The organism is Mesorhizobium sp. P160219, assembly GCF_057786095.1.
On sequence record NZ_JBYNWG010000001.1, the window covers coordinates 2,683,064 to 2,709,141 of the forward strand.

Annotated in this window: 30 protein-coding genes; 18 read left to right on the plus strand and 12 right to left on the minus strand. The window is 64.0% G+C overall.

The features are described 5' to 3' along the window. Positions 1 to 49: 49 nt before the first annotated feature. Positions 50 to 964: a LysR substrate-binding domain-containing protein gene (locus AC3EMP_RS12825; RefSeq protein ID WP_023729300.1), complete on the minus strand. Its 915-nt coding sequence runs from the start codon at positions 962 to 964 to the stop codon at positions 50 to 52. A 94-nt stretch (positions 965 to 1,058) separates the two neighbouring features. On the opposite strand from AC3EMP_RS12825, the gene AC3EMP_RS12830 reads away from it, so the two are divergent. The 3 genes from AC3EMP_RS12830 (at position 1,059) to sbmA (ending at position 3,897) form a co-directional block, all read left to right on the plus strand. Beyond that, positions 1,059 to 1,274 carry a hypothetical protein gene (locus AC3EMP_RS12830; protein ID WP_352711082.1) on the plus strand — a complete coding sequence of 72 codons (216 nt, stop codon included), beginning with the start codon at positions 1,059 to 1,061 and terminating at the stop codon, positions 1,272 to 1,274. Positions 1,275 to 1,355: 81 nt separating this feature from the next. Then, positions 1,356 to 2,513, plus strand: coding sequence for a YbfB/YjiJ family MFS transporter (locus tag AC3EMP_RS12835; RefSeq protein WP_023740672.1), 1,158 nt, complete (start codon positions 1,356 to 1,358; stop codon positions 2,511 to 2,513). A 115-nt stretch (positions 2,514 to 2,628) separates the two neighbouring features. Further along, entirely contained in the window at positions 2,629 to 3,897 is a 1,269-nt protein-coding gene (sbmA, locus tag AC3EMP_RS12840) for a peptide antibiotic transporter SbmA (protein WP_023704870.1), read from the plus strand. Between the two features lie 26 nt (positions 3,898 to 3,923). Here sbmA and AC3EMP_RS12845 read toward each other — a convergent pair whose 3' ends face one another. After that, positions 3,924 to 4,928: a polysaccharide deacetylase family protein gene (locus tag AC3EMP_RS12845; protein WP_023729303.1), complete on the minus strand. Its 1,005-nt coding sequence runs from the start codon at positions 4,926 to 4,928 to the stop codon at positions 3,924 to 3,926. A 193-nt stretch (positions 4,929 to 5,121) separates the two neighbouring features. Here AC3EMP_RS12845 and AC3EMP_RS12850 point away from each other — a divergent pair, with 193 nt between their 5' ends. Together AC3EMP_RS12850 and der are read left to right on the plus strand one after the other, a co-directional pair. After that, positions 5,122 to 5,784, plus strand: a complete 663-nt coding sequence (locus AC3EMP_RS12850; protein WP_023729304.1) for a tetratricopeptide repeat protein — start codon at positions 5,122 to 5,124, stop codon at positions 5,782 to 5,784. A gap of 76 nt (positions 5,785 to 5,860) precedes the next feature. Beyond that, positions 5,861 to 7,291: a ribosome biogenesis GTPase Der gene (gene der, locus AC3EMP_RS12855; RefSeq protein WP_023729305.1), complete on the plus strand. Its 1,431-nt coding sequence runs from the start codon at positions 5,861 to 5,863 to the stop codon at positions 7,289 to 7,291. A 232-nt stretch (positions 7,292 to 7,523) separates the two neighbouring features. On the opposite strand, the gene AC3EMP_RS12860 is transcribed toward der, so the two are convergent. Continuing rightward, on the minus strand, positions 7,524 to 8,432 hold the full coding sequence (locus AC3EMP_RS12860) for a LysR substrate-binding domain-containing protein (protein ID WP_023668489.1): 909 nt from the start codon (positions 8,430 to 8,432) through the stop codon (positions 7,524 to 7,526). A 117-nt stretch (positions 8,433 to 8,549) separates the two neighbouring features. Here AC3EMP_RS12860 and AC3EMP_RS12865 point away from each other — a divergent pair, with 117 nt between their 5' ends. From AC3EMP_RS12865 to AC3EMP_RS12895, 7 genes are all read left to right on the plus strand, one after another. Continuing rightward, positions 8,550 to 9,845, plus strand: a complete 1,296-nt coding sequence (locus AC3EMP_RS12865; protein ID WP_023729306.1) for an MFS transporter — start codon at positions 8,550 to 8,552, stop codon at positions 9,843 to 9,845. A 136-nt stretch (positions 9,846 to 9,981) separates the two neighbouring features. Beyond that, the gene (locus AC3EMP_RS12870) at positions 9,982 to 11,166 is read left to right on the plus strand and encodes a cell wall hydrolase (protein ID WP_352711084.1); all 1,185 of its coding nucleotides are present in this window, start codon (positions 9,982 to 9,984) and stop codon (positions 11,164 to 11,166) included. Positions 11,167 to 11,420: 254 nt separating this feature from the next. Next, positions 11,421 to 11,828, plus strand: coding sequence for an AtpZ/AtpI family protein (locus AC3EMP_RS12875; protein WP_033001056.1), 408 nt, complete (start codon positions 11,421 to 11,423; stop codon positions 11,826 to 11,828). Positions 11,829 to 11,892: 64 nt separating this feature from the next. Continuing rightward, on the plus strand, positions 11,893 to 12,660 hold the full coding sequence (locus AC3EMP_RS12880; RefSeq protein ID WP_027050068.1) for a F0F1 ATP synthase subunit A: 768 nt from the start codon (positions 11,893 to 11,895) through the stop codon (positions 12,658 to 12,660). Between the two features lie 68 nt (positions 12,661 to 12,728). After that, positions 12,729 to 12,956, plus strand: a complete 228-nt coding sequence (locus AC3EMP_RS12885; protein ID WP_027050067.1) for a F0F1 ATP synthase subunit C — start codon at positions 12,729 to 12,731, stop codon at positions 12,954 to 12,956. Positions 12,957 to 13,039: 83 nt separating this feature from the next. After that, positions 13,040 to 13,612: a F0F1 ATP synthase subunit B gene (locus tag AC3EMP_RS12890; RefSeq protein ID WP_352711088.1), complete on the plus strand. Its 573-nt coding sequence runs from the start codon at positions 13,040 to 13,042 to the stop codon at positions 13,610 to 13,612. A gap of 7 nt (positions 13,613 to 13,619) precedes the next feature. Beyond that, positions 13,620 to 14,111, plus strand: coding sequence for a F0F1 ATP synthase subunit B (locus AC3EMP_RS12895; protein ID WP_027050065.1), 492 nt, complete (start codon positions 13,620 to 13,622; stop codon positions 14,109 to 14,111). A 245-nt stretch (positions 14,112 to 14,356) separates the two neighbouring features. Here the strand turns inward: AC3EMP_RS12895 and rnhB are convergent, their stop codons facing one another. Together rnhB and AC3EMP_RS12905 are read right to left on the minus strand one after the other, a co-directional pair. Next, on the minus strand, positions 14,357 to 15,055 hold the full coding sequence (gene rnhB / locus AC3EMP_RS12900) for a ribonuclease HII (RefSeq protein WP_023692112.1): 699 nt from the start codon (positions 15,053 to 15,055) through the stop codon (positions 14,357 to 14,359). A gap of 154 nt (positions 15,056 to 15,209) precedes the next feature. Beyond that, the gene (locus tag AC3EMP_RS12905) at positions 15,210 to 16,364 is read right to left on the minus strand and encodes a PA0069 family radical SAM protein (protein WP_488494623.1); all 1,155 of its coding nucleotides are present in this window, start codon (positions 16,362 to 16,364) and stop codon (positions 15,210 to 15,212) included. Between the two features lie 150 nt (positions 16,365 to 16,514). Between AC3EMP_RS12905 and AC3EMP_RS12910 the strand changes: the two genes are divergently transcribed. Further along, entirely contained in the window at positions 16,515 to 17,018 is a 504-nt protein-coding gene (locus AC3EMP_RS12910; protein WP_352711091.1) for a glycosyltransferase, read from the plus strand. A gap of 254 nt (positions 17,019 to 17,272) precedes the next feature. Further along, positions 17,273 to 18,247, plus strand: coding sequence for a hypothetical protein (locus AC3EMP_RS12915; RefSeq protein ID WP_023726392.1), 975 nt, complete (start codon positions 17,273 to 17,275; stop codon positions 18,245 to 18,247). Here AC3EMP_RS12915 and AC3EMP_RS12920 read toward each other — a convergent pair. The 7 genes from AC3EMP_RS12920 to AC3EMP_RS12950 all read right to left on the minus strand — a co-directional run bounded on the left by AC3EMP_RS12920 (position 18,237) and on the right by AC3EMP_RS12950 (position 22,508). Then, positions 18,237 to 18,668 (minus strand): GFA family protein, encoded by a 432-nt coding sequence (locus AC3EMP_RS12920; protein WP_023726393.1) that lies wholly within the window; start codon positions 18,666 to 18,668, stop codon positions 18,237 to 18,239. The two genes, AC3EMP_RS12915 and AC3EMP_RS12920, sit on opposite strands and share 11 nt — an antisense overlap. A gap of 124 nt (positions 18,669 to 18,792) precedes the next feature. After that, entirely contained in the window at positions 18,793 to 19,347 is a 555-nt protein-coding gene (gene moaB / locus AC3EMP_RS12925) for a molybdenum cofactor biosynthesis protein B (protein ID WP_023726394.1), read from the minus strand. Continuing rightward, positions 19,334 to 20,227: a 4-(cytidine 5'-diphospho)-2-C-methyl-D-erythritol kinase gene (locus AC3EMP_RS12930; RefSeq protein ID WP_023709896.1), complete on the minus strand. Its 894-nt coding sequence runs from the start codon at positions 20,225 to 20,227 to the stop codon at positions 19,334 to 19,336. The genes moaB and AC3EMP_RS12930 overlap by 14 nt, the downstream gene beginning before the upstream one ends. 26 nt (positions 20,228 to 20,253) lie before the next feature. Continuing rightward, positions 20,254 to 20,439 (minus strand): membrane protein, encoded by a 186-nt coding sequence (locus AC3EMP_RS12935; protein WP_023668475.1) that lies wholly within the window; start codon positions 20,437 to 20,439, stop codon positions 20,254 to 20,256. A 72-nt stretch (positions 20,440 to 20,511) separates the two neighbouring features. After that, positions 20,512 to 21,369 (minus strand): S49 family peptidase, encoded by an 858-nt coding sequence (locus AC3EMP_RS12940; RefSeq protein ID WP_023702057.1) that lies wholly within the window; start codon positions 21,367 to 21,369, stop codon positions 20,512 to 20,514. Positions 21,370 to 21,489: 120 nt separating this feature from the next. After that, positions 21,490 to 22,284, minus strand: a complete 795-nt coding sequence (locus tag AC3EMP_RS12945; protein ID WP_023702056.1) for a tRNA1(Val) (adenine(37)-N6)-methyltransferase — start codon at positions 22,282 to 22,284, stop codon at positions 21,490 to 21,492. Then, positions 22,284 to 22,508 (minus strand): putative signal transducing protein, encoded by a 225-nt coding sequence (locus AC3EMP_RS12950; RefSeq protein WP_023692106.1) that lies wholly within the window; start codon positions 22,506 to 22,508, stop codon positions 22,284 to 22,286. Before AC3EMP_RS12950 ends, AC3EMP_RS12945 begins: the two co-directional genes overlap by 1 nt. Before the next feature lie 221 nt (positions 22,509 to 22,729). Between AC3EMP_RS12950 and AC3EMP_RS12955 the strand changes: the two genes are divergently transcribed. The 4 genes from AC3EMP_RS12955 (at position 22,730) to AC3EMP_RS12970 (ending at position 25,975) form a co-directional block, all read left to right on the plus strand. Further along, entirely contained in the window at positions 22,730 to 23,746 is a 1,017-nt protein-coding gene (locus tag AC3EMP_RS12955; RefSeq protein ID WP_023668471.1) for a polyprenyl synthetase family protein, read from the plus strand. Between the two features lie 87 nt (positions 23,747 to 23,833). Further along, on the plus strand, positions 23,834 to 24,502 hold the full coding sequence (locus AC3EMP_RS12960) for a GntR family transcriptional regulator (protein WP_023687112.1): 669 nt from the start codon (positions 23,834 to 23,836) through the stop codon (positions 24,500 to 24,502). Between the two features lie 352 nt (positions 24,503 to 24,854). Then, positions 24,855 to 25,448, plus strand: a complete 594-nt coding sequence (locus AC3EMP_RS12965; protein WP_023684369.1) for a biotin transporter BioY — start codon at positions 24,855 to 24,857, stop codon at positions 25,446 to 25,448. A 110-nt stretch (positions 25,449 to 25,558) separates the two neighbouring features. Then, positions 25,559 to 25,975: a DUF1284 domain-containing protein gene (locus tag AC3EMP_RS12970; protein WP_023684368.1), complete on the plus strand. Its 417-nt coding sequence runs from the start codon at positions 25,559 to 25,561 to the stop codon at positions 25,973 to 25,975. Positions 25,976 to 26,078 lie beyond the last annotated feature (103 nt).

Here is a 26,078-nt window from a genome sequence, read left to right on the forward strand (position 1 = left end):
ACATAGATCGGCGCGGCTGTGCTTTCCAGCACCGTCGCGACGGACAGCCCTAGGCAGCGCTTTCCAGCGCGCTGAACTGCGCCACGGTCGCCGCGATTTCCTCGCGGATCCAGATCTTGAAATCGCGCACCTTGCGGCTTTCGGTCTTGGTCGCCGAGGTCACCAGCCAGTAGCCGAGGCCGCTCTGCGCCCGCACGCCGAAAGGCGCGACGAGGCGGCCGTCGGCCAGCGCATCGGCGGCCAGCAATTGCCAGCCGAGCATGACGCCATGGCCGGCGATCGCCGATTCCAGGCACAGCATCGGGTCGGTGAAACGCGCACCCTTGCGGAAGGTGACTGGTTCGACGTCAGCGGCTTTGAACCAGCTCTCCCAATTGATCATCGCCCGCTCGTCGGTGATGGCGCAGGTCTGCGCGAGGTCTTCGATCGATTTCAGTTTCTCGGCGATCACCGGCGCGCAGACCGGGAAAACTTCCTGCGCCAGAAGCAGCTCCGCCCGCCCGCCCGGCCATTTGCCGTCGCCGAGCCGGATGGCGATGTCTATGTCGGAGCGTTCGAGATCGGCGAGCCGCACCGAGGCGTCGATGCGCAACAGCACATTGGGATGCCGGTCGAAGTGACGTGACAGCCGCGGCAGCAGCCATTTCGAAGCGAAGGCCGGCGCCACCGACACCACCAGCGTGCACTGGCTCGCCTCGTCGGCCAGCGCCACCGCTTGCGCCAGCTCGCGAAAACCGGCGCCCAGTCGGGCGGAAAAAACCGTTCCGAATTCGGTCAGCACCAGCCCGCTTGCGGTGCGTTCGAACAGCGCCTGTCCGAGCTGCTTTTCAGTGCGGTTGATCTGCTGGCTGACGGCGCTGACCGAGACGTTGAGTTCGCCGGCCGCCGCCGCGAGCGAGCCGAGGCGGGCGACGGTTTCGACGGCGCGCAGGCCGTTGAGATGGACGCGGTTCAGCATAGCCATTTCAGTTTTTCTAAACCGGCGCGGCTGAAATCTCAATTGAAAGACAGCCCGACAAGGCAGATTTTAGTGGGACAGTCAGACCGAGGAGGCGAGGATGACGATCGTATCATTGTTCAAGGTCTTAGCCGCTGCCGGCCTCCGGCCGGACCGCTATGATGGGATGCACGGCGGCGATGTCATCGACTGGGTTACCGACCCATTGTCGCATCCGGTGCTGGACACCATGTCGGAACGCGAACTCGGAGATATCCCGTTCCGGCTGACGGCGCGCCGCACCGCCTACGAGACCGGGGCGCTCGGCTGCGGCTGAGATGCGGGGGCGTTAGTCGCGCCCGCTGGCCCAACACAAAGCGGATTGTTTCATCGGTCGCCAATTCTATGGTGCGCTGCAATGAACGCCGCTCCATCACCCTTGGGCCTTGCTCTCGCTGGCATGATCGCCATGGCCGTCGCCATGGGCATTGGCCGTTTCGTCTACACGCCGATCCTGCCCGGAATGATGGAAGAACTGCATCTGTCGCCGGCCGATGCCGGCTGGATCGCGTCGGCCAATTATCTCGGCTACCTCGTCGGCGCGCTTGCGGCGGCAGGCGGCTGGGCGCATGGGCGCGAGCGCCTGCTGATGTTTGGCGGCCTTGCCGCCAGTGCTGCGCTCGCCGCCCTGATGGGGCTGAGCGAGACGATGACCGCCTTTGTCGTCCTCCGCTTCCTTGCCGGTCTCGCCAGCGCCTTCGTCATGGTGTTCATGGCCTCGATCGTCTTCGGTCACCTGGCAGCCGCCAACAGAAGCGACCTGCAGGCGCTGCATTTCGGCGGCGTCGGCCTCGGCATCGCGGCATCCTCAGCGCTGATGGCGGTTCTGGTCACCGAACATGCCGGCTGGGCTTCGGGCTGGCTGTGGTCGGCAGCGATTTCCGCCGGCGGCCTTGCGATGGTCGCCTTGCTCGCCGGCGGCACCGCACCTGGCCGCGGCGTGGCCGACCGCGAACCGGCACTGCCGAGGGACCGGTCGTTGGCAAAAGTCATCGTTGCCTACGGCCTGTTCGGCTTCGGCTATGTGGTGACGGCGACCTTCCTGGTCGCCATCGTGCGCCAGGGCGGCGGCGGCCGCGTCTTCGAGGCAAGCGTCTGGATGGTCACCGGCCTTGCCGGCTTTCCCTCGGTCTGGCTGTGGCAGAAGGTAGCGGCACGGATCGGGCTTTATACCGCCTATGCCGTGGGCTGCCTGGTCGAGGTGGTCGGCGTCACCGCCAGCGTCGCCATCGGCGGCACCGCCGGGCCGCTGCTGGCGGGCGTCCTGCTCGGCGGCACCTTCATCGCCATCACCGCGCTCGGCCTGCAGACGGCAAGGCAGCTCGTGCCGGAGGCGCCGCGCCGGATTTTTGCGCTGATGACCGCTTCCTTCGGCATCGGCCAGATCGTCGGCCCGATCGTCGCCGGACTGCTGGCGCAAGCCTCGGGCAACTTCTTCCTGGCCTCGATCGTCGCTGCTGGCGTATTGCTGGTATCTGCTGGGATCACCTGGTCGGCCGCGCCAAAATCGCCATGATTGTGGTCTTGCTCGATGCCGGGCATCGGGTACGGGCATTTGCTTTCCACCTAATGTGTGACTTTATGCCCGCCGAACCCCGCTGATTTGCGCACCGACCGAGGATTTCACCACAGTGTTCGTATCCTTCTTCCCGCAGCCGAAGCTGTTTTTCATCTCGGCCGTCGTCTGGACTGCGGTTCTCGTGGCAGCCTGGTTCCTCGGTGCTGACCAGCTTGGCGCGTTTCTCGGCTTGCCTCCGGCTCTTGCCGACGCGCCGCCCATCATAGGCGTCTCGGTGTTCTGGTCGCCTCCGTTCCTCTGGTTCTACATCTACTATGCGCTTGGCGTTTTGATATTCTATGGCTTCTGGCACTGGTATTCTCCGCACCCGTGGGACCAATGGTCTATCCTCGGCAGTTCGCTGCTCCTGTTCACGACCTACTTTCAGGTGCAGGTAAGCGTGGCGATCAACGCATGGTATGGACCATTCTGGGACCTCATTCAGGGCATCGTTAGCAAAACGGTCAAGGCAACCGAGGCTGATCTTTACGCTCAAATAATCACTTTCCTCGGTATCGCTCTTGTCGCGGTTACCGTGTTCGTTTTGACAAACTTCTTCGTCAGCCACTGGGTGTTTCGCTGGCGCACTGCGATGAACAATTACTACATGTCCTATTGGCCGAAGCTGCGCCATATTGAGGGCGCTGCACAGCGTGTGCAGGAAGACACGATGCGGTTTTCCAAGATAATGGAAGACCTTGGCACTAGCTTCGTCGATTCCATCATGACGCTTATCGCTTTCATGCCGATCCTGCTCAGTTATTCTAAGCATGTCACAGAGTTGCCATTGATCGGTCATGTTCCTCAGCCGCTGGTTTTGGCTGCGATCTTCTGGGCAGTCTTCGGTACAGTCATCATTGCGACCGCAGGCATCAAGCTTCCTGGCTTGCAGTTTCGTAACCAGCGCGTCGAGGCAGCATATCGCAAGGAACTCGTCTACGGTGAGGACGATCCGGCCCGGGCGCAGCCGCCGACCGTCGCGGAGCTGTTTGCGAGTGTGCGGCAAAACTACTTTCGCCTGTATTTCCACTATGTGTATTTCAACGTGGTCCGCTATCTTTATCTTCAGACCAACAACGTCTTCTCCTACTTCCTGATGGTGCCTTCCATGATCGCTGGAACGCTGACGCTGGGTCTCATCAACCAGGTCAGTTCAGCCTTCAGTCAGGTAACCAACTCATTCCAGTATCTCGTCAATTCTTGGTCGACGATTGTCGAGCTTCTGTCAGTTCACAAGCGCCTTCGCGCCTTCGAGGCGACGATTCGCGGCGAGCCGCTGCCCGACATTGACCGCCACTTCATGGAGCGTCAGGAACAGGCAAAGGAACCCGACCCAGCTTGATCCTATCTGCATAGACGGTTGGCGGCTCAGCCGCCCACCGCCGCCTGCCTCTCGCTACCACGTTGCCGCTGCACATAATCGCGAAAACTGATGCATTCGACGTCGGCTTTCACGCAAGTCTCGTCGGCAAAGCGCTCCAGCGCGTTCCAGTAGGCGCCGTTGTTCATCGGCGTGAAGTGGAAGCTCAGCACCAGTGGGATGCGCTTGCCCTGATATTGCTTGTCGAAGGCGGCGCGGAAGGCCTGGTAGGTCCGATCGCTGAACTCGGCTGCCTGGCTCGGCCGCTCGAAGCCGCCGGAATGCCTGACATAGAGATTGTAGTCCATGGCGATCACCAGCCTACCATCAGGGCCTTCCGGGATCTGCGGCAGCGAAAAGCGGGTCAAGCCGCCGCCGGTCGGCGGCTCGACCGGGCCTTTCGAAACGCCGCTGGCATCATAGTGGTAGCCGGCTTCAGGCAGGGCCTCATAGAGCCCTTTGCTGGTCGAGAGGTACGGCGCGCGAAAGCCGACAACGGCATGGGCAATATCGCGCCATCCCTTGGGCTCGGGTTCAATACCGTTGATCGCATAGGCGTTTTCCAGAATGCGCTCGAACGAGGCGAATTCCTTCAGCCAGTCGGCCTTGCTCCAGTCCTTGCCGTCGAAATGGCCGCAGCCATGGCTGGCGATGTCGTGGCCTTCCGAAGCGGCGAGCCCGATCTGATCGAGCCGATCGGCGACGTCCTGCTTCGAAGCGGCAAAGCCGATGTTGGATTTGCCCGCGGACTTGGCCGGAGCTGTGTAGTCGGCCCGCGTCTGCGGCGACAGCAGGAAGACGCAGGACAAAAAGTAGGTGAAATGCGCGCCGGTGCGCTTGGCCAGCGCCCGGCTGCGCTGCCATTGCGAGATCTCCCGGGCGCTATCGAACGAGATGATGACGATCTGCTTCGGCTTTGCCGGGGCAGGCGGCGCCGGCGGGTCGGCGAAAGCCGCACCAGCCATGGCAAGCACGGCTGAGGAAAACGCAACAACGCGGGACAAACGTGGCATCGGCAATCTGGGCTTGATCTGGAGGCAGTCCAAGCCGGCTATCGGCAAAATGTGGCGTGGGTGCGATCAACGTCGGCAGCTATGCGCCCGGCGATTAGCCGATTTTCCTGCCGAGCCCCTTCCATGCCCGCGAAATTTCGCTAAAACGCGGGCTCAAGAAGCGCCCCTGTTAGGGCAGCAATGGTTTTGATTGATGTCCGACGACAGTTTTATCCGCGAAGTCAACGACGAGATCCGTCGCGAGCAGGCGCAGGCGCTATGGGACCGCTTTGGTCCGGCGATCCTTGGCCTCGCCATCCTGGTGGTGCTTGGCACCGCCGCCTTCGTCGGCTACCGCTATTGGGACGAGACCCGCGCCAACCGCTCCGGCGATGCCTTCTCGCAGGCGCTGAAGCTTGCCAATGACGGCAAGAGCGACGAGGCGCTGACCGCCCTCGAACAGCTGGAAAAGGATGGCTACGGCGCCTATCCGCTGCTCGCCCGCATGCGCGCGGCAACCGTCAAGGCCGACAAGGGCGACTTTGCCGCCGCCGTCGCCGATTTCGATGGCGTCGCCGCCGACAACGCCATTCCCCAGGGCATTCGCGACATGGCGCGCCTGCGGGCCGCCCTGCTGCTCGTCGATCACGGCTCCTTCGCCGACGTCTCCAGCCGCGTCGAGGCGCTGACCGCCGACAACAACACGCTGCGCCACACAGCGCGCGAAGCGCTCGGCCTTGCCGCCTGGAAGGAAGGCAAGACCCAGGATGCGCTGAAACTGTTCGACCAGATCGCCGCCGATGACGGCGCCCCGCGCAACGCGCGCCAGCGGGCGACGCTGATGTCGGAATTGATCCGCGGCTCGGGCGCGTCATGATACGCATCGCCCAAAGCCTGCCCTCGGGCCTGACCCAAGGGCGCGCTGCGGTTTGGGCGATGATATGGATAGCCGGATGAGCTTCAAAGTCGCCATTATCGGCCGGCCCAATGTCGGCAAATCGACGCTTTTCAACCGATTGGTGGGACGGAAGCTGGCGCTTGTCGACGACACGCCGGGCGTCACCCGCGACCGTCGCGTCCACGCGGCCAAACTCTACGATCTGCATTTCGATGTCATCGACACCGCCGGTTTCGAAGACGCCGCCGCCTCGACGCTGCCCGGCCGCATGCGCGCGCAGACCGAGATCGCGATCCGCGAAGCCGACCTGATCTTCTTCACCATCGACGCCAAGTCCGGGCTTTTGCCCGACGACCGCACCTTTGCCGAGATCGTGCGCAAGTCCGGCAAGCCGGTCGTGCTGGTCGCCAACAAGGCCGAGGCCAAGGGCGCCCAGGGCGGCATGCTGGAAGCCTGGGAACTGGGCTTGGGCGAGCCGATCCCGGTCTCGGCCGAGCACGGCCAGGGCATGCCCGATCTGCGCGACGCGGTGATCGAGGCGCTGGGCAAAGACCGCGCCTTCGGCGAGGAAGAAGACGAGGCCGAGGACGTCGCCGCCAGCGAGGTGCTGATCGGCGAGGACATCACCGATCCCGACGCCGAACCCGCCTATGACGACACCAAGCCGATGCGCATCGCCGTCGTCGGCCGGCCCAATGCCGGCAAGTCGACGCTGATCAACGCGTTGATCGGCGAGGAGCGGCTGCTGACCGGCCCGGAAGCCGGCATCACCCGCGATTCCATCTCCGTCGACTGGGACTGGCATGGCCGCCGGCTAAAACTGTTCGACACTGCCGGCATGCGCCGCAAGGCCAGGATCCACGAGAAGCTGGAAGTGATGTCGGTGCAGGACGGCTTGCGCGCCATCCGCTTTGCCGAGATCGTCATCATCGTGCTCGACGCCACCATCCCTTTCGAGAAGCAGGATTTGCAGATCGCCGACCTGATCATCCGGGAGGGCAGGGCGCCGGTCATCGCCTTCAACAAATGGGACCTGATCGACAATCCGCAGGAACTGCTGGCCGAGTTGCGCGAAAAGACCACACGGCTTTTGCCGCAGGTGCGCGGCATCCAGGCGGTGACCGTTTCGGCCGAGACCGGGCGCGGCCTCGACAAGCTGATGGATGCCGTCATCAAGACGCACAAGGTGTGGAACAGCCGCGTTTCCACCGGCAAGCTCAACCGCTGGCTGGAAAGCATTCTGGCGCATCACCCGCCGCCCGCTGTCGCCGGCCGCCGGCTCAAGGTCAAATATGTCACCCAGGCCAAGACCCGGCCGCCGGGTTTCGTCGTCCAGTGCTCGCGGCCCGACGCGATGCCGCAATCCTATGTCCGCTACCTCTCCAACAGCCTGCGCGAAGCCTTCGACATGCCCGGCGTGCCGATCAGGATAGCGCTGCGGACTTCGGACAACCCGTTCGCGGGGAGAGCGAACAAGCGCAAGTGAGCGGTGACGGTTGCGAAATTCTCCGCAAGATTGGCGGGACAGCACCCCCCTCTGCCTGCCGGGCATCTCCCCCGCAAGGGGGGAGATCAGTCGTTTCGTCCTTGGAGCCTCTCTTGCAACGTTGAAAATTGGCGAAAGCATTCGCGAGATCCAATCTCCCCCCTTGCGGGGGAGATGTCCGGCAGGACAGAGGGGGGTGTGACGGAACGCTACGCTGGACAGCCGCTTCCGTCTAAGCGACCTCTCTCAACCGCTCGTCCTGCGGCAGCGCCGCCACCGCCGCGTGCCACAATATATCCGCCAGCCGCGCCGCCACCGGGTCCAGTTCGGCGTCTTTCTGGTGCAGCACCAGCGCCATGGTCGGCAGCGCGGGTAAGCCCAGCGTTTGCGGCGCCATCGCCCTGACATTGGCCGGCAGGCCGATATCCGTGCGGATGGTCAGGCCGAGGCCGGCGGCGACCGCCGCCCAGATGCCGCCAAGGCTGGGGCTGGAGAAGGCCATCCGCCATGGCAGGCCGGCGCGGTCGAGTGTTTCCGTCGTCACCGTGCGCAGCAGGCACGGCGCTTCCAGCGCCACCAGCGGCAGCGCCTCGCCCTCGCGCAGCCTGGTCTCGATCAGCTTGGCCGGCCCGATCCAGCGCAATTGCGCGTCGCCGACATGCCGGCTGTAAGGCAGCGCCTGGCCGCTGTCCCAGGCCAGCGCAATGTCGAGATTGCCTGATGTGATCCGCTCGGCAAGTTCATAGCTGCGCCCGATCCGCGCCTCGATCTTGACCTTGGGGTGCGCGCGGGCGAAGCGTCCGAGCACCTCCGGCAGCACCGCCTCGCCGAAATCCTCCTGCAGGCCGAGCCTGACCCAGCCTTCCAGTTCCACGTCGTGGATGGCCGAGGCCGCCTCGTCGTTCAACTCGAGCAGCCGCCTGGCATAGCCGAGCATGGTTTCGCCGGCTTCGGTCAACGCCAGTCCGCGGCCCGACTTGCGGAAGATCGGCGTCGCCGCCTGGTCCTCCAGCTTCTTCAATTGCGCGCTCACCGCCGAAGTCGAGCGTCCAAGCCGGTCGGCGGCCTTGGCGAAGCTGCCGAGTTCCATCCCGGTGACGAAGCTTCGGAGGACATCAAGGTCGAAGGTTACGCGGCGCATCAAAACGGTCCTGTTGTTCGGGAACAATTGTCAAAAAATTCCCGATATTCGGGATGAAGTTATGGCGGTAAAGGCGAGGCGTCAAGGTCCCGAAAGGGCATCAACAGGAGTCCCGCCATGTCGATTGCCGACGCAAATCGTGAGCCAGGCCGGGTTGGCCGAGCCGCCGCCGTCACGTCGAAGGCTGAACGATTTCCCGCCAATCATCGCTGGAAGGTGCTTGGCATCGGCGTTGCCGCCAATGCCGGTTTCTCCGCCACCTTCGCCGGCATACCGGCGGCGGCGGTGTTTCTGCGGTCGGGCTATCACTTGAGCAATGGCAATCTCGGCCTGGTCCTCGGCCTTCTCGGACTGGGCGTTGCCTTGAGCGAACTGCCCTGGGGCCTGCTCACCGACCGGTGGGGAGATCGCGGCGTGCTGTTGACCGGCCTTGGTGCGACCGCGGCGTGGCTCGCCCTGATGGCGTTGTTCATCGTGCCCTCAGTGACCTATGTGCCTGGCGTCGCAATGCTGGCCGCATGCCTTCTGGTCGCCGGCCTGCTCGGCGGCAGCGTCAACGGTTCCAGCGGCCGCGCCATCATGGCCTGGTTCCACGAAGGCGAACGTGGCTTTGCCATGAGCATCAGGCAGACCGCGGTGCCGCTCGGCGGCGGGCTCGGCGCGCTGGTCCTGCCGTCGCTGGCATCGGTGCACGGTTTCGCGGCGGTCTTCGGGCTGCTGGCCGCCATGAACGCCGTCTCTGCGCTGTTTGCCTGGCGATGGCTGCACCAGCCGCCGGAACTGGACAATGCCGGCAGCATGGCCATGGCAAAGTCGGGCGGTCCCGCGCCGCTGCGCAATGTCGAGGTCTGGCGCATCGCCACCGCCATCGGCCTGCTCTGCTTTCCGCAAGTGGCGGTGCTCACCTTCGCCTCCGTTTTCCTGCACGATTTCGCCGGCATGGCCACGCTCACGATCAGCGCCAGCCTTGCCGCGGTGCAGACCGGCGCGATGGTGATGCGCGTCTGGAGCGGCCGCTACACCGACCGCCACGGCAACCGCCGCTCATTCCTGCGGCTCTGCAGCGTGACAAGCGCGTTTGGCTTCGCGGCCGTCGGCCTGCTGGTCCTGGCGGCAGGAGCCACGCCAGACGCCCATGCCGCGTTGATCCCGGCGATCGCCGTGCTGCTGGTCCTCGCCGGCATTTCGGTCTCCGCCTGGCATGGCGTCGCCTACACCGAACTCGCCACGCTTGCCGGTGCCAGCCGCGCCGGAACCGCGCTCGGTCTTGCCAACAGCTTCGTCTTCATCGCCTTCTCCGTGGTGCCGACCGCCATTCCGGCTTTGCTGCTTGTCTGGTCGTGGCCTGGCGTCTGGCTGGTGGGCGCGCTCTGCGCCATGATTGCATGGCCAATTTTCCTGAGGCCGAACTGACGGGTTGCCGGCCGGCAAGCGGCGTCCCATTTCGGGCCGCTTCGGAAAAACACGATCGACCGCGTTAACCCCGCATCAAGGTTAATGCTTCACTTTGGCTCTCCAGTGGCTCAGTGGCGTTTCTGGAGAGTTCCCCGTGCATCGACGTGTCCTGAAGCGGCTGGCCGCCGCCGCCGGTGAGAAAAAACGTTCCTTCGTATCGCCATTGGTCATCGGGCTCGGCATCTGGATCGGCTTTCCAACTGTCGTCGCCTACCAGGACATGGGCAGCTTGATTTCCGGCCTCGAAGCCTCGGGCACCCGCTGGAACTCTTATGTCGAGCGCTCCGTCGCCGGCTCGGTTCATGCCGCCGAAATGCCTTTCATCGATTCCGTCACCACCGGTTCGCTCTCGGGCTCGGGCGTACGCCTGCCCGGCGTCGGCAAGGTCTCGTTTCGCGGCAAGGGCAATGTCGCCGGCGTCACGCCCGACGAAGACCGCGTGATGCGCGCCGACAAGAAGGGCCGCATCATCCAGGTCTCGCCGGTGGCGCCGCCGAAGAACTTCAATGCCGGCTCAATCTTTCAGCGCACGTCCTCCCTGCTGCGGCCGAGCATGGACAGCGGCCTGAAGCTCGCCTTCGCCAAGCCCGGCATCAAAGGCAAGGAAATCCAGATCGCCCAGGCCTTCCACACCAATGTGGACAAGAAGCCCGATCCCGGCGTGCCGGCCATGCTTGCCGCCCTCGTCAACAATGACAGACCGGACGTGCTGGCCACCGCCTATGCCCAGGCCGAACCCGATTACGCCAAGGCCTCGCCCTTCGAAGCGCTGCTGCAGGACGAGGAGCCGAGCAGCGGGCGCTTCATTCCGCCGATGGCCAAGGGCGATCATTCGTGGATCCAGAACCCGCTGCCGGCCAGCGTCTTCTCCACGAAGGAGCAGGCCTGCCTCGCCAACGGCATCTATTTCGAGGCGCGGGGAGAATCTATGCGCGGCCAGGCCGCCGTCGCCCAGGTCATTCTCAACCGCGTCCGCAATCCGGCCTATCCGAACTCGATTTGCGGCGTCGTCTACCAGAACGACAACTGGCTGAACCGCTGCCAGTTCTCCTTCGCCTGCGACGGCCGCAAGAAGCGCATCGAGAGCCCCGCCCATTACAAGACCGCGCAGGACGTCGCGATGGCGGTCACCGCCGGCAAGATCTTCATTCCCGAAGTCGGCTCATCGACCCACTACTACGCCAACTACGTCCATCCGGGCTGGGCGCGCACGATGCAGAAGATGACCAAGATCGGCCTGCATATCTTCTACCGCACCTATGGCGGCGGCTGGAGCTGAGCCCTTCGGCTGACGGCGGCTTGCGTTGCGCTGGCCGGGGCATCTGGCGGCGCTTGCCGGAAGGATTCGAGCCACGCATCCTCACTGCTGTGCCGGGCACGATGTCGCACCTTTGCAAGTCTTTGATTTCAATGCAGAAAATACAGCCATTTGAAGACCTGCCCGTGGCTTGACGGGCGCGGACCCTCTAACTATGTTGCCGGCGACTTTACAAGTGGACGGACGGATACGGTCTGACCAGGCAGGGGGGTTCGATGGCCGAAAAGAATGGGCCACACGGAACCGGAGAAACCGGCCGCGGCAGCAAGCATGAAGCCGACATCCGCGACGAAGAGCTTGAGCGCCGCCGGCGCAACCTTGAAGCATCGCTTGCGACAAGGAAGAAGCCGGACGAGCAGAGGGAAGAGTCGGCCAGTGCGGGCAATGTTGCCCTGGCCTTCCGGTTTGCCAGCGAGTTTGTCGCTGGTGTTCTGGTGGGTGGGCTGATCGGCTGGGGTTTAGATTGGTTATTTGGATCGTTGCCGATCTTTTTGATCATCTTCCTGCTCGGTGGTTTCGCCGCGGCCTTGACAAACATGGTTCGTGTCGCCAAGGCAGCACAAGCCAATGTGCCGATGGGCAAAGACTTGCCTGCCGGCCATAGCGATGATGAGGACAATTGAATCGTCCTCGAGCAGGGTTCAATCCCGCTCCGTCCAGGCGGAGCCAATTTTGGGGTAGAGAAACGTGGCTGGCACCGCAGATCGGGTTGATCCAATCCACCAGTTTCATATCGTGGATCTGTTTCAGATCGGCCATATCGGCGAGATGAAATTTGCCTTCACCAATTCGGCGCTGTTCATGTTCATCGCCGTGGCGCTGACCTTCCTGTTGATCTATGCCGGTTCGGCGCCTCGCGCCCTTGTTCCCGGCCGGCTGCAGTCAGTAGCCGAGGAATTCTACTCGTTCGTGCACAATCTCGTGCGCCAGGTTCTGGGCGAGGAAGGAAAAGCCTTCTTCCCGTTCATCTTCTGCCTGTTCGCCTTTGTGCTGTTCACCAACTTCCTCGGCCTGATCCCTTATTTCTTCACCGTCACCAGCCAACTGGTCATCACCGCCACGCTGGCCCTGTTCATCATCCTGATGGTGCTGGCGGTCGGCCTGTACAAACATGGGTTGAAATTCTTCGGCCTCTTTGTGCCCCATGGCGTGCCGCTGCTGCTGCTGCCGTTCATTTCGCTCATCGAAATCATCTCGTTCCTGGCCCGTCCGGTCAGCCTGTCGCTTCGACTGTTCGGCAACATGCTTGCCGGTCACATTGTGCTCAAGGTTTTCGCCGGTTTCATCGTCAGCCTGGCAAGCCTTGGAGTGGGTGGCTGGATCGGCGCCATCGGCCCGCTTTTCATGACGGTGGCGATCACCGCTCTCGAATTCCTTGTTGCTGCCCTGCAGGCCTTCGTGTTCGCGGTTCTGGCCTGTGTCTATCTCAAGGACGCACTGCACCCACACCACTAGAGACTTAAGCTGGCGGCAGGACGCCCCAGTGGACTTGGACAACATTACCCATCGCAAGGAGAAACAAGATGGACGCTGAAGCTGCAAAGATGATTGGCGCGGGCATTGCCTGCATTGGCATGGGTGGCGCTGGTATCGGCGTTGGCGCGATTTTCGGAAACTTCCTCGCCGGCGCGCTGCGCAACCCGTCCGCCGCACAGGGCCAGTTCACAAACGCCCTGATCGGCGCCGCACTTGCCGAAGGTCTGGGCATCTTCTCGCTCGTCGTCGCCCTGCTCCTGCTGTTCGTCGTCTGACGGCGTCACAACCAAGCCTGTTCGCCGCTCCTTGTTAGGCGGCGACTGGCCCTTGATGATCTCTATCAGGGGGAAAGAACGCAATGGCGAGCACGACTGAAGCAACTCAACCCGCCGCTGGCGAGGCGACTGCGACCACTGAAGTTGCGCATGGCGAAGGCCATGGCGCATTTCCGCCGTTCGACAGTTCGACCTTTCCATCGCAGATCCTGTGGCTCGCGATCGCTTTCGGGCTGCTTTACCTGCTGATGTCGCGCATCGCATTGCCCCGCGTGGCGTCTGTTCTCGACGCGCGCAGCGACCGGCTGGCGTCGGACATAGACGAAGCCAATCGCCTCAAGAACGAGAGCGATGCGATGGCGGCCGCTTATGAACAGGCTTTGGCTGAGGCACGCAACAACGCATCGGCGATTGCCCAGAAGGCAAGCAACGCTGCGAAGGCCGAAGCAGATGCCAAGCGCGCCGAGGCCGAGGCTTCCGTTGCCGCCAAACTGGCGGAAGCGGAAACGGCCATCGTTGCGGCGAAGACGAAGGCGATGTCCGGAGTGAGCGCGATTGCCATCGATACGACCGATGCGATCCTGAAATACTTCGCCACCGGTGCTGCTACAAAATCCGAGATCGAGCAGGCCGTGAAGGCCGCACTTGCAAAGTGAGTCGACAATGAATGCTACCAGTCTAGCTACACTGTGGGTTTTCATTGCACTGCTGGTGTTTCTCGGTGTGCTGATCTGGGCCGGCGTCCCGAAAAAGCTCGGCGCCTCCTTGGATGGCCGTGCCAGCCGGATCCGCAAGGAGCTCGATGAAGCCCGCCGGTTGCGCGAAGAGGCCCAGCAACTGCTCGGCCAATACCAGAAGAAGCGCAAGGAAGCCGAGCAGGAGGCCGCAGCCATCGTCGCTGCCGCCAAGCGCGAAGCCGACATGCTTGCCGCCGAGGCGCACAAGAAGACCGAAGACTATGTCACCCGCCGCACCGCGCTTGCCGAGCAGAAGATCGGCCAGGCAGAGCGCGAAGCCGTCGCCGAAGTGCGCGCCAGCGCCGTCGACATCGCCGTCGAGGCGGCCCGCACGCTGCTTGCCGGCAAGATCGACGCCAAGGCCGGCGCGGATCTTTTCAAGTCCGCGCTGCAGGACGTGAAGGCCAGGCTGAACTGAGCGGGGTTAACTCGCTGACATCAAGCCGCCCGGGCAACCTGGCGGCTTTTTTGTTGAGCGGCGACGGAGATTGGCGAAGGCGGTGGTGCGCCTGATCTCCCCCCTCGAGGGGGAGATGTCGCCAAAGGCGACAGAGGGGGTCCGTTCGACCGGGCGCGACGCATTCTGCTGCGAAGAAGGGCTGGCGCTTGACGCGCGGCGACCCCCCTCTGGCCTGCCGGCCATCTCCCCCTCAAGGGGGGAGATTAGCTGTCCAACCCGACAAACCCTTCTTCTTCCACCACCTCAACCCCACCCAGCCTGAACGGCGCGAATGATGCCCGGTGCAGCCTTGCCACCGGCCCATGCGCTTCGATCGCGGTGCGGTGCCGCACGGTGGCGTAGCCCATATGGACCTCGAACCCGTAGCGCTCGTGATGGCTGCCGCAGCCGCACATCATGCGGTCGCGCATCACCTTGGCGACGATCGAGGCGGCGGCGATCGATTGCGAGCGCTGGTCGCCCTTGATCAGCGCGCGGCCTTCGCAGAGGAGGCCCGGCGGTACATCGCGGCCATCGGCCAGCGCCAGCTTCGCCTGGATCGGCAGGCCGGCAAGGGCGCGGCGCATGGCTTCCAGGCTGGCCTTGAGGATGTTGCTGCCGTCAATGCCTTCGGCGCTGACCGAGGCGATCGACACGCCGAGCGCTGACCCCAGGATTTTCAGGAACAGCGCCTCGCGTTGCAAATGGTTGAGCCGTTTGGAATCGTCTAGCCCGTCGGGAATGTTGGCGGGATCGAGGATCACCGCCGCCGCCACCACCGGCCCCGCCAGCGGACCGCGGCCGGCCTCGTCCATGCCTGCCACCGGCCACAGGCCTTCGGCCATCGCCTTCGTCTCGAAGGAGAAGTCGGGCTTTTCGACGATTTCGAAAAGAAGCGGAGAATCGGAACGTGCGCGAGCCATGTTGCGGCGAGGTTCGCATCGGCTCCGATTCTCCGCAAGTCCCTCCAGGGTCGAGTGGGGCAAGACCGGGAGGGCACCGTCTGCAGGCCGGGGGACAGGCCGGACGGGATTCTTGGGTCGCCTGACAGCCACGAGGGCAGGGCAGGCGCTACTCTCAGAGCAGCATCAGCTGCTCGGTCGCCTTGGCGGCGGCGACAAACTGGTCGGTTCGGAGCGTGCGCCGCTCGGCGTTGAGGCCGAGCCGCTTGGCCGTGATCTCGAAGCGCCGGCCGATCTGCCAGGCATAGGGGCCGGCGCCTTTCATCCGCTTGCCCCATTCCGAATCATAGTCCTTGCCGTCGCGCATCGAACGGATCAGCGACATCACGTGCCGGTAGCGGTCGGGATAATGGCGCAGCAGCCAGTCCTTGAAGATCGGCGCCACCTCGAGCGGCAGGCGCAGGATGACATAGCCGGCCTCGCGGGCGCCTGCGGCGCGTGCCGAATTGAGGATGCGCTCCATCTCCTGGTCGGTCAGGCCGGGAATGATCGGCGCCACCATGACAGAGGCCGGGATGCCGGCATCGGAAAGCTGCCGGATCGCCTCAAGCCGCTTGGTCGGCGTCGACGCGCGTGGCTCCATGGTGCGCGCCAGCATGCGGTCCATCGTTGTCACCGACAGCGCCACCTTGGCCAAGCCCCGTTCGGCCATGCGCGACAAGATGTCGATGTCGCGCGTCACCAGATGGGATTTGGTGACGATGCCGACCGGATGGCCGCGCGCCTCCAGCACTTCGAGGATCTCGCGCATGATCCGGTATTGTTTCTCGATCGGCTGGTAGGGATCAGTGTTGGTGCCGATGGCGATGGTGCGCGGCTGATAGCCATCCTTCGACAGTTCCTTGTCGAGCAGCCGCGCCGCATCCGGCTTGGCAAACAGCTTCGCTTCGAAATCCAGCCCCGGCGACAGGCCCATGAAGGAATGCGCCGGCCGGGCGAAACAATAGACACAGCCATGCTCGCAGCCGCGATAGGGGTTGATCGAGCGGTCGAAGGAAATGTCGGGCGATTTGTTGCGGGTGATGATGGTGCGCGGCTTCTCGACCTGCACTTCGGTCTTGAACGGCGGCAATTCCTCCAGCGAATTCCAGCCGTCGTCGAACACATGCCGGCTGACCGGCTCGAACCGGCCGGATGGGTTGATGCCCGCGGAACGGCCGCGGTTGCGATCCGGCCGGACGCGCATGCCGCTCTGATCGATCATCGCATTGGCCATCTCGGCTCGCCCTGCTCCGAAAGCAGCAATGTCCGCACGCACGATATGTTCCATTTTTGCCCTTTCCCAAGGACTGTCGGCTGGCTGTCGAATTGCTCTGTTCATGAAAATAATCCTATTTCCCGGATGAGAACAAAGCAAGAACTTTTTCGTTGGGCCATGCGAAACTGGCGCTGCGCCGGGCTTTCCGCTATTCGGCTAAAAATGCTCAGCGTTCTCATCGAAACCCGGGATGACGAAGAAGGCCTTGCCCGCACGCTCGCCTCGTTGATCGGCGGCGCGGTCGAGGGCGTGGTGCGCGATGTCATCGTCTGCGACACCGGCTCGACCGACCAGACGCATCGGGTTGCCGATCATGCCGGCTGCCACTTCGTGGCCGGCGGCATTGCCGCGGGAATCAGGCAGGCGAAGGGTGACTGGCTGCTGTTTCTGGAACCCGGCGCAAGGCTGGCCGACGGCTGGATCGACGACGTCGTCGCTCACACGGCGCGGCAAACCATGCCGGCGCGCTTTTCCCGTGCGCGCGGCAGCCGCACGCCGTTCCTGTCACGGGTGTTTTCGGGCAACCGGGCGCTGGCCGAAGGGCTGGTCATCAGCAAGCGCCAGGCCGCTGCCCTGTCGAAGAACGCGCACAGCGCCGAAGCCCTTGCGCGCGGTCTCGCCACCAGGCGGCTCGACGCCGAAATCTGGCTGGCGCCGAAGAAGTGATGTTTCTCCCTTCTCCCCGTTCCCAGGGAGAAGGGTGCCCGAAGGGCGGATGAGGGGCAGCGTCGGCGTCCCCCCCGGAATTGACACTGTCCGCTGCGCCGTCCGGCTTTTTCGCCGCAAAAACCTATTGTGCATTGCACAAAAGCTGACGCGGGATTAGCATTCCGTTGATGCGGGATATCGGGTTTGGGTAGTGCCGGAGCGGTAAGCAAGCGCCGCGTCGTCGTTGCTGCCGTTCATATCTGAGGACCCCGATGAACCTTTCGTCCCCCGACAAATCCGGCGCCCCCAGTCTAGAGGCCATTGCCCGCAACGGCAGCCTGCTCCGCCGCATCGCGGTGCGTATCCCGACCTATCTGTCCGACCTGCGCGAAAATCCCGCATGGCTGCCGATGTTCGTGCTTGCCCGCACCATGCCGGCGCGCAAGCTGCACTGGCTTGGCGCCAAAGCCGCGCGCCCCGCGCAGAGTGCCGGAGCGACGATGTTCAGGGGCGTCGACCTCAAGTCGATCGTCGCGGCGCTGCGCGCCGATGGCCTGTTCTCCGGACTGGTCCTTCCGCAGGCAATCCACGAAGAGATCGCCAGCTTTGCTCAGAGCACGCCGTGCTTCGGCAATTTCGACCGCCGGCTCGAATTCATGCCCGGAGAACACGCAGAAGCCGAGAAGCGGTTCGGCCGCTCTTTGCTCAGCGGACACTATTTCGAGCGCATCCTCGGCTGCAAGGCGGCACTCGCCATCCAGAACGACCCGCTGCTGCTCGACATCGCCCAGCACTATCTGGGCGGGCAGGCAAAGCTGATCACCACGCGTGTCTGGTGGAGCTTTCCGACCGGCGAGGCTTCCGACGCCGACAAGAACCTTGCCTCGCTCGGCAAATATCATTTCGATCTCGACGACTGGCGGATGCTGAAATTCTTCTTCTATCTCAAGCCCTGCGATGCCGGCACCGGCCCGCATGTCTATGTCAAAGGCAGCCACAACAGGCGCAGCCTCAAGCACCAGTTGACGCTGCTGGTCGGCCATCCGGCGCAAGACGTGCTCAAGGTCTATGGCGACGACAGCCCGGTCACGCTGACCGGCGAGGCCGGCCTCGGCTTCGTCGAGGACCCGTTCGGCTTCCACATGGGCACCGTGCCGTCCACCACGCCACGGCTGATGATGGAGGTCGGCTTCGGCGTCTCGCCGCCCTCGCGCCGCCGCTTCCACGGCGAACCGGTCATCCGCTGAGGCCGGAGCGGATCTCGACCGGCATCCAGCGCGCTTGCCGCCGGGCAATGCGACCCTCTTTGTTCTCGGCATCATAGTCCATTGGGACCGGCTCGCGGTTGAACCGCGGCCGGTCATCCAGCGCATTGACGATGACGATCGCTCTCGGTTCGCCGTCGGTGGTCACAGCAGCGACATAGACGCCGCAGTCCCGGCAGATGAGATAATCGGCGGTGCGCAATCCGAACCGGTATCGGTGCAGCCGGGCCTCGTCCTCGACCGCGACGATCAATCGCCCCTGCGGATCGGCGGCGGCGCGCGAACCATGCCGGACACAGAACGCGCACTGGCAGGCGCGGATCTCCATCTCGGACGGCTCAATTCCGGTTTCGAAGGTCAGGTGGATGTTGCCGCAATGGCAGCCGCCGCGGTGCGCGCTCATTGGATCTCTTCCGTCTTGACTTGGCGACAGACTATCCGCCCGACGACCCGGAGGAAATGACCTCTCGAAGGCGCAGCCGCCATTCTGCCTGACAAAGGCAGCACTTGGCCGGCTTTGCCTTGGTTTACGAGGCGGCCTTGCCGCGCCGCAAATGCTCGTCCAGGCGCGGCATGATCTCGACGAAGTTGCAGGGCATGTGGCGGTAGTCGAGCTGCGGTTTCAGGATGCCGTCCCAGGCGTCCTTGCAGGCGCCGGGCGAGCCCGGCAGCACGAAGACGAAGGTGGCGTTGACGACGCCGCCCGTCGCTCGGCTCTGCACTGTCGAGGTGCCGATCTTGTCGTAGGAAATGCGGTGGAACACTTCGGAAAAGCCATCCATGCGCTTCTCGAAGATCGGCTCCAGCGCCTCCGGCGTCACGTCGCGGCCGGTAAAACCGGTGCCGCCGGTGGTGATGACGACATCGATGTCTTCGTCGCGCGACCAGCCCAGCACCTTGTCGCGGATTTTCTCCCGGTCGTCGGTGACGATGTCGCGCGCGGCCAGGACATGGCCGGCCTCGGCGATGCGATCAGCCAGCGTCTGGCCGGATTTGTCGTCGGCAAGGCTGCGCGTATCGGACACCGTCAGCACCGCGATGCGCACCGGGATGAACAGGCGGCTTTCGTCAATTTTGGTCATCGGCCCCCTCTGAAGCGATGCTTCGTGTCGCGGCGACAAACCACTCCGGTTCGCGGCTGCGGATCTCGGCGGCGGCGCGCTTGGCGACATTGCCGGTCTCGAACAGCCCGAAGCATGTCGCGCCGGAGCCCGACATGCGCGAGAATCCAGATCCGGCCCTGTTCAGCAGGGAAAGCGCTCTGCCGATGGGCGGCTGTATTGCTTGCGCCGGTTCCTCAAGATCGTTGCGGGTGATCTCCAGCCAATTGCGGACGCCGTGGAAATCGAAACCGCGCGGCAGCGGCGGCAGTCCTTCATTGTCGCGTTTTTCAAGTGCATTGAACACATCGGGCGTCGAGACGGCGACGCCGGGATTGACCAGCACCAAAGCGAGCGCCGGAAAATCCGGCACCAGCGACAGCTCGTCGCCGACGCCACGCGCAACCAGCGGTTTTGCCGCAAGACACATCGGCACGTCGGCGCCGAGCGTGAGACCGATCCGGCTCAGTTCGGCCTCGCCGATGTCGAGCCCCCAGGTCCGGACAAGACCCTGCAATACCGCCGCCGCGTCGCTCGAGCCGCCGCCGACCCCGGATGCGACCGGCAGGTTCTTTTCCAGCCGGATGGCAACCGGCGGCGTGCTCTGCTGGCCGGCCTGCCTGCGCAGCGCCTCGCGCGCCTTCACCACCAGATTGCTGTCGTCGATCGGCACGGAAGTCGCGTAACGGCCCGATACGGAGAACCGGTCGGCGTCGGCAGGCTCGATCTCGACCCTGTCGCCGAAGCGGGTGAAAACGACCAGGCTCTCGAGCAGATGATACCCGTCGGCGCGCCTGCCGCTGACGTGCAGCGCCAGATTTATCTTGGCGGGCGCAAGCCACGTCCGGGCTGCGGCATCCAAACTGTCGGCTGCTGACGGGATGATGCTCAGTCCTTGGCCAGGCGGTATTCGCCGGTCTTGGGATCCTGGACCAGCGTGCCGTTGGTGCCGTTGGCTGCCTGCTTTTCGGTGCGCCGCACCTTGGCGGTCACACGTTCGGCCTCGCGGACGAAGGTGCGGTAGCCGAAATAAGCGGCTGCGCCGACAACTGCGAAGAAAATGATCTGTGGCATTTCAAAGCTCCTCCCTCGCAAGGCGGCAAGGCAGACTGTCAAGCCCTCATGCTAGACGCTTTCCCTGCTTTTTCAAAGCCCGAAGCGAGCCCACAATGCGCGCTCTTCCGCCGCATCGATCACGCCGCTTGCGGCGGCGGCGGCAATATCGGGCGCTGAAAAGTTCGAGCCGAACAGGCCGATGCGGCCAAACAGGCCACGCGGCGCGGTGACCAGCCTGAGCTGGGTTTTCGCGCCGAAGCGGGTTTTCAGTACCGTGCGCATGTCGCTCAACGCATCGACGAGGCCAAGCTCCAGCCCTTTCTTGCCGGTCCAGAACAGGCCGGTGAACAGGTCCGGATCGTCCTTCAGCTTGGTGCCACGGCGTTCCCTGACCAGGTCGATGAAGGTCTCGTGCACTTCCAGCTGCAGCGCCTTCAGGCGCTCGACGTCTTCCCTCTTCTCCGGCTTGAACGGGTCGAGCACCGCCTTGTTCTGGCCGGCGGTGTGGACACGGCGCTCGACACCGATCTTCTTCATCAACTCGGGAAAGCCGAACGAGGCCGAGACGACACCAATCGAACCGACGATGGAGGACGGATCGGCAAAGATCTCGTCGCCGGCGACCGCGATCATGTAGCCGCCCGAGGCCGCCACATCCTCGACGAAGACCAGCACCTTCTTGTTCTTCTCGACCGCGAGGTCACGGATGCGCTTGAAGATCAGCCGCGACTGCACCGGCGAGCCGCCAGGCGAATTGATCGAAATGGCGACGGCGGGCGCATCGAACAGGAACGCCTTTTCGATGAGGGCGGCGGTGGACGCCAAGGAGAGGCTCGGCCGGAACGGGCCGCCGCCGGCCATGATGGTGCCATGCAGCCTGATGACGGGAATGGTGACGACGCTGGATCGCCAGGATTTCGGCAGCAGGCGGTTGAAAAGGCGGTTCACGAGGTGGCTGTCTCCAAATGGCTTCAACGCATGTAGGGATTTGCCGGTCAACGGCAATGCTGCAATCCATCTCAGCCAACTGTGTGCCGGTTTTGCGGCAACGACACTGACGGGCCCAAATCAATCGCCAAACAGCGACGCCAGTCCGTTGTTGATCATCTCGGTTCGTTCCGACGGGCCGTCGCCCGTTTGCCCATGCAGCATCAAAGGCGGGCGGATCGACAGCTTGCCGCGCGCGCCGAGCGCTGCCCTAACGACAATGCGGATTGCGGCTGCTTCCGGGCGCGGATGCACGGCCAGCATCTCGGCGTCGCCGAAGCGGCCCGACAGCGCATGGAGGAGGTCGCCAAGCTGTTCCGGCCGCGCAATGACGGCCAGGCCCCCGCGCGGCTTGGCGACGGCAGCCGCACTTCGGATCCAGCTCTCGAACAGCCCGTCGTCCATGACATGCGCTTGCCGCCGCAGCGGATCTGGCGTGGCGCGGTCCTGCGCCGCGTTGAAGGGCGGGTTCATGATGACGAAATCGAAGGAATTGTCGGCAAGGCCGGCTTGCGTCCGCGCCCGGCCCGACAGCGTGACGTCGGCGGTCAGCACCGAGGCGCGATTGCCGAGATGCGCATTGCCGGGATGGGCGAGCGTGGTTGTGGCGAAGCCTGCCATCTCGGTCGACCGTTCGACGAGCACGACCTGCGCCTCTGGGCAGCGCGACAGCACGGCAAGACCCGCCGCACCGGCGCCGGCGCCGAAATCGGCGAGGCGTCCAGCAAAGCCGGATGGAACTGCTGCCGCCAGCATCATGGCATCCATCCCGGCGCGATGCCCTGTCCTGGGCTGGACCAGCCAGAAGCGGCCGCGATGGAAGGCATCGACCGTATGGGCCGGCGTATCGCTGGTAAGCGCGCTCGCTTCAGCCATTATGTCTGGCGGATTTCGTTCTCGATGCCGGCGTCTTTCAAGATGCGCCGCGCCTGATCGGCCTGGTCGGCATCGACCATGACGCGCTTCTGCAAAAGACCGATCGACCCTTCGAGAATGCTCATGTTCTGGTCGGCGACGAAGCAGGCAATCCCGGCATCGCGCATCAGCGATTCGACAAAGGAGATGATCACGGCATCGTTGGTGCGCACGAGTTCTATCATCGGACGAAGTTCGCAGGTTGCAGCGTTGATGTAAACGCTGGAGCATGGCGCCGAAAAGTGTGGAGCGGTTTTCGGGCAACGGCATGCGGTCGCTAAGGTTGACACGCCGTCACCGCAGCCGCGCCAATTCGCCTCTTGCCGTGCCCGTATGTGCCGCCCTAGAGTCCCAGGCGGGACCAGGGTGCCGTCGCACGCGTGATCAAAGACGGGAGTGTTTGTTGGTGGGTGTCGTTCTCAACATCGAAAACGGGAAGCGGGAACCCGCCTCCATCAAGGATCTCATCGACCTGACAGCAGCCGATATGGGGCGCGTCAACAAACTGATCCTGTCCAAGGCCGGCTCCGACGTCGAGATGATCCCGGAGGTCGCCAATCATCTGATCTCGTCGGGCGGCAAAAGGCTGCGTCCCATGCTGACGCTCGCGGCGGCCCAGATGTTCGGCTATTCCGGCGAGGGCCACGTCAAGCTCGCCACCGCGGTCGAGTTCATGCACACCGCCACGCTGCTCCATGACGACGTCGTCGACGAGAGCGGCATGCGGCGCGGCAAAAAGACTGCCCGCATGATCTGGGGCAACCAGGCGAGCGTGCTGGTCGGCGATTTCCTGCTCGGCCAGGCTTTTCGCATGATGGTCGATGTCGGTTCGCTGGAAGCGCTCGACATCCTGTCCAGCGCCGCCTCGATCATCGCCGAGGGCGAGGTGATGCAGCTGGCGGCCGCCAAGAACCTCGATACCACCGAGGACGAGCATTTCGCCGTCATCAAGGCCAAGACCGCGGCGCTGTTCTCGGCTGCCGCCGAGGTCGGCCCGGTCATCGCATCGGCGACGCGCAACGATCGCGCCGCCTTGCGCTCCTACGGCATGAATCTCGGCCTTGCCTTCCAGCTCATCGACGATGCGCTGGATTATGGCGGCTCCAGCCAGGAGCTGGGCAAGAATGTCGGCGACGATTTCCGCGAAGGCAAGGTTACACTGCCGGTCATCCTCGCCTACCGGCGCGGCACCAAGGCCGAGCGCACCTTCTGGAAGCGCGCCATCGAGGACAATGTCACCGACGATGCCGGCCTGGAAAAGGCGATCGGCCTGATGACCCGCCATGGCGCCATTGCCGACACCATCGGACGGGCCCGCCATTTCGGCGAGATCGCCCGCGATGCGCTGGCACCGCTGGAGGCGACGCCGCAGAAATCGGCGCTCATCGACGTCATCGACTTCTGCATCAGCCGGGTGAACTGACCCGCGCCTGGCGCCAAAGCAAGTTTGCACGCAAAATCGGGCAATCACCGCTCGACAATCGGCAGCAGTGCAAATTATCTATAAAACATGGCAAAGACCGCAGACGACACCATCGCCGTGCGCATCAGCAAGGTGCTGGCGGATCGCATCATATCGGGCGCGATCGAACCCGGCGCCCGGCTGCGGCAGGATCACATCGCCGAGGAATTCCAGACCAGCCATGTCCCGGTGCGCGAAGCCTTCCGGCGCCTGGAGGCGCAAGGGCTGGCGGTCAGTGAGCCCAGGCGGGGCGTGCGCGTCGCCGCTTTCGATCTCGGCGAGGTAAGGGAAGTCGCCGAAATGCGGGCAGCCCTCGAAGTGCTGGCGCTGCGCCATGCCGCGCCGCATCTGACGGCTTCCATTCTCAACCTTGCCGAAGAAGCCACAAAGGCCGGCGACAAATCCCGCGATGTCCGCTCTTGGGAGGAGGCCAACCGCACCTTCCACCGGCTGATCCTGGCGCCCTGCGGCATGCCGCGGCTCATCGCCACCATCGACGATTTGCACGCCGCAAGCGCCCGCTTCCTGTTCGCCGCCTGGCGCTCGGAATGGGAAATCCGCACCGACCAGGATCATCGCGCGATCCTGAGCGCGCTGCGGCAAGGCAACACCGAATCGGCCGCGGCCACGCTTGGCCGGCACGTTCAGTGGATCGGCCAGAAACCGGTCAAGACCGCGTCGGGCAAGATGCGCGAAGCGTTTGCCATCGTCGGGTAGGGACGAAGGGACAAGTCGTCGGATTCCGCGCGTAGCGATCCTTCACACCCCCTCTGTCCTGCCGGACATCTCCCCCGCAAGGGGGGAGATCAACAGCTTTGCCGTTGCGTTAGTCCTGCAACGTCGGCCATTGGCGAAAGCAAAGGCGACATCCGATCTCCCCACTTGCGGGGGAGATGGCCGGCAGGCCAGAGGGGGGTGCTGTCCCGCCAGCCTTTCCAAATGTCCTTTATTCGACACGCAAGCCCAAGCCTTTTTAGGGGCGAGGGTTGCCATTCCCGCGCAAATATGGATTCGATAATAGATCGAACAACAAAATTATCTATAATTCAAACCAGCCAGGGAAGCCGCCATGACCGACATCGCCTTTTCGCCCTCCAAGCCCTCCTTCAGCCCGTTGCGCCTGCAAACCCGCTCGTATGCCTGGCAAGCCGCGGCCATCGTCATCGGCACGCTGTCCATTGCGCTCGCCTCCTACATGGAAGTGCCGATGCTGCCGGTTCCAATGAACATGCAGACCTTTGCGGTGACGCTGGTGGGCGCGCTCTACGGCTGGCGGCTCGGCGCGATCACCATCGCCGCATGGCTCGTCGAGGGCGCTGTGGGTTTGCCGGTGCTGTCGGGCGGAGCTGCCGGCATCCAGCATTTTGCCGGGCCGACCGCCGGTTATCTCTTCGCCTTCCCGCTTGTCGGCGCGCTCGTCGGCTGGCTGGCCGAGCGCGGCTGGAACGGCAACCGCGTGCTGCTCGCCTTCGCCGGCATGGTCCTCGGCAACCTCGCCTGCCTGGTTCTCGGCACGGCCTGGCTCGCCCTCATGATCGGCCTCGAACAGGCCATCGCCTTCGGCTTCTTGCCCTTCCTCGTCGGCGGCCTGCTGAAATCGGCGCTCGGCGCCGCGACGCTCAAGCTGTTTTGGAGCAACAAGGCGGACCCGGCAGGAGCATGATCCCGAAAAGTGGAGTCCGGTTTTCGGAAGAGATCATGCTCAAACAAAGAGATGGAGCCCCATCCCGATACCATCGGGATGGAACAGGCTCCGCTGGTGCGTCCTGACCGATGACCGTCCGGCTGCGCTCCCACCATCTTCTTTGCCTGCTGACCTATATCGGCGAAGGGTACAGCGCAGCCTTCGTCGCCAACTATGACGTGATCGCGAAACGTCTGGGCCGGGGCGAGGATATTCTGATCGTCTCCGGCCCCGACGACATCTGCCAGCCGCTGCTCGGCGGGGCGCAGCCCCACTGCTTGCGCGAAAGCGCCGCCGGCCGGGACGAGCTGGCAGCACGCGATGTCGGCAAGCTGCTGACCCGGCCGATCCGGGCCGGCGTCCGCTTCAGCCTCGACGCGGCAACGCTTGCCGGCTTGCGCGCCGCCTTTGCAGCCGGCGTGACGCGTGAGGCCTGCCAGGGTTGCGAGTGGGCCGGCCTGTGCAGCACTGTCGCGGCAGGCGGATATCGCGATGTCAGGCTGTAGCTCCCAACCCCGATCTGCTATTGTCGGAACCGATAGTGTCTGCGTCGCCATGGTTTGTTAATCGGGTGACCCGATTGTGAATTCGGCCCGGATTGAAGCCTGA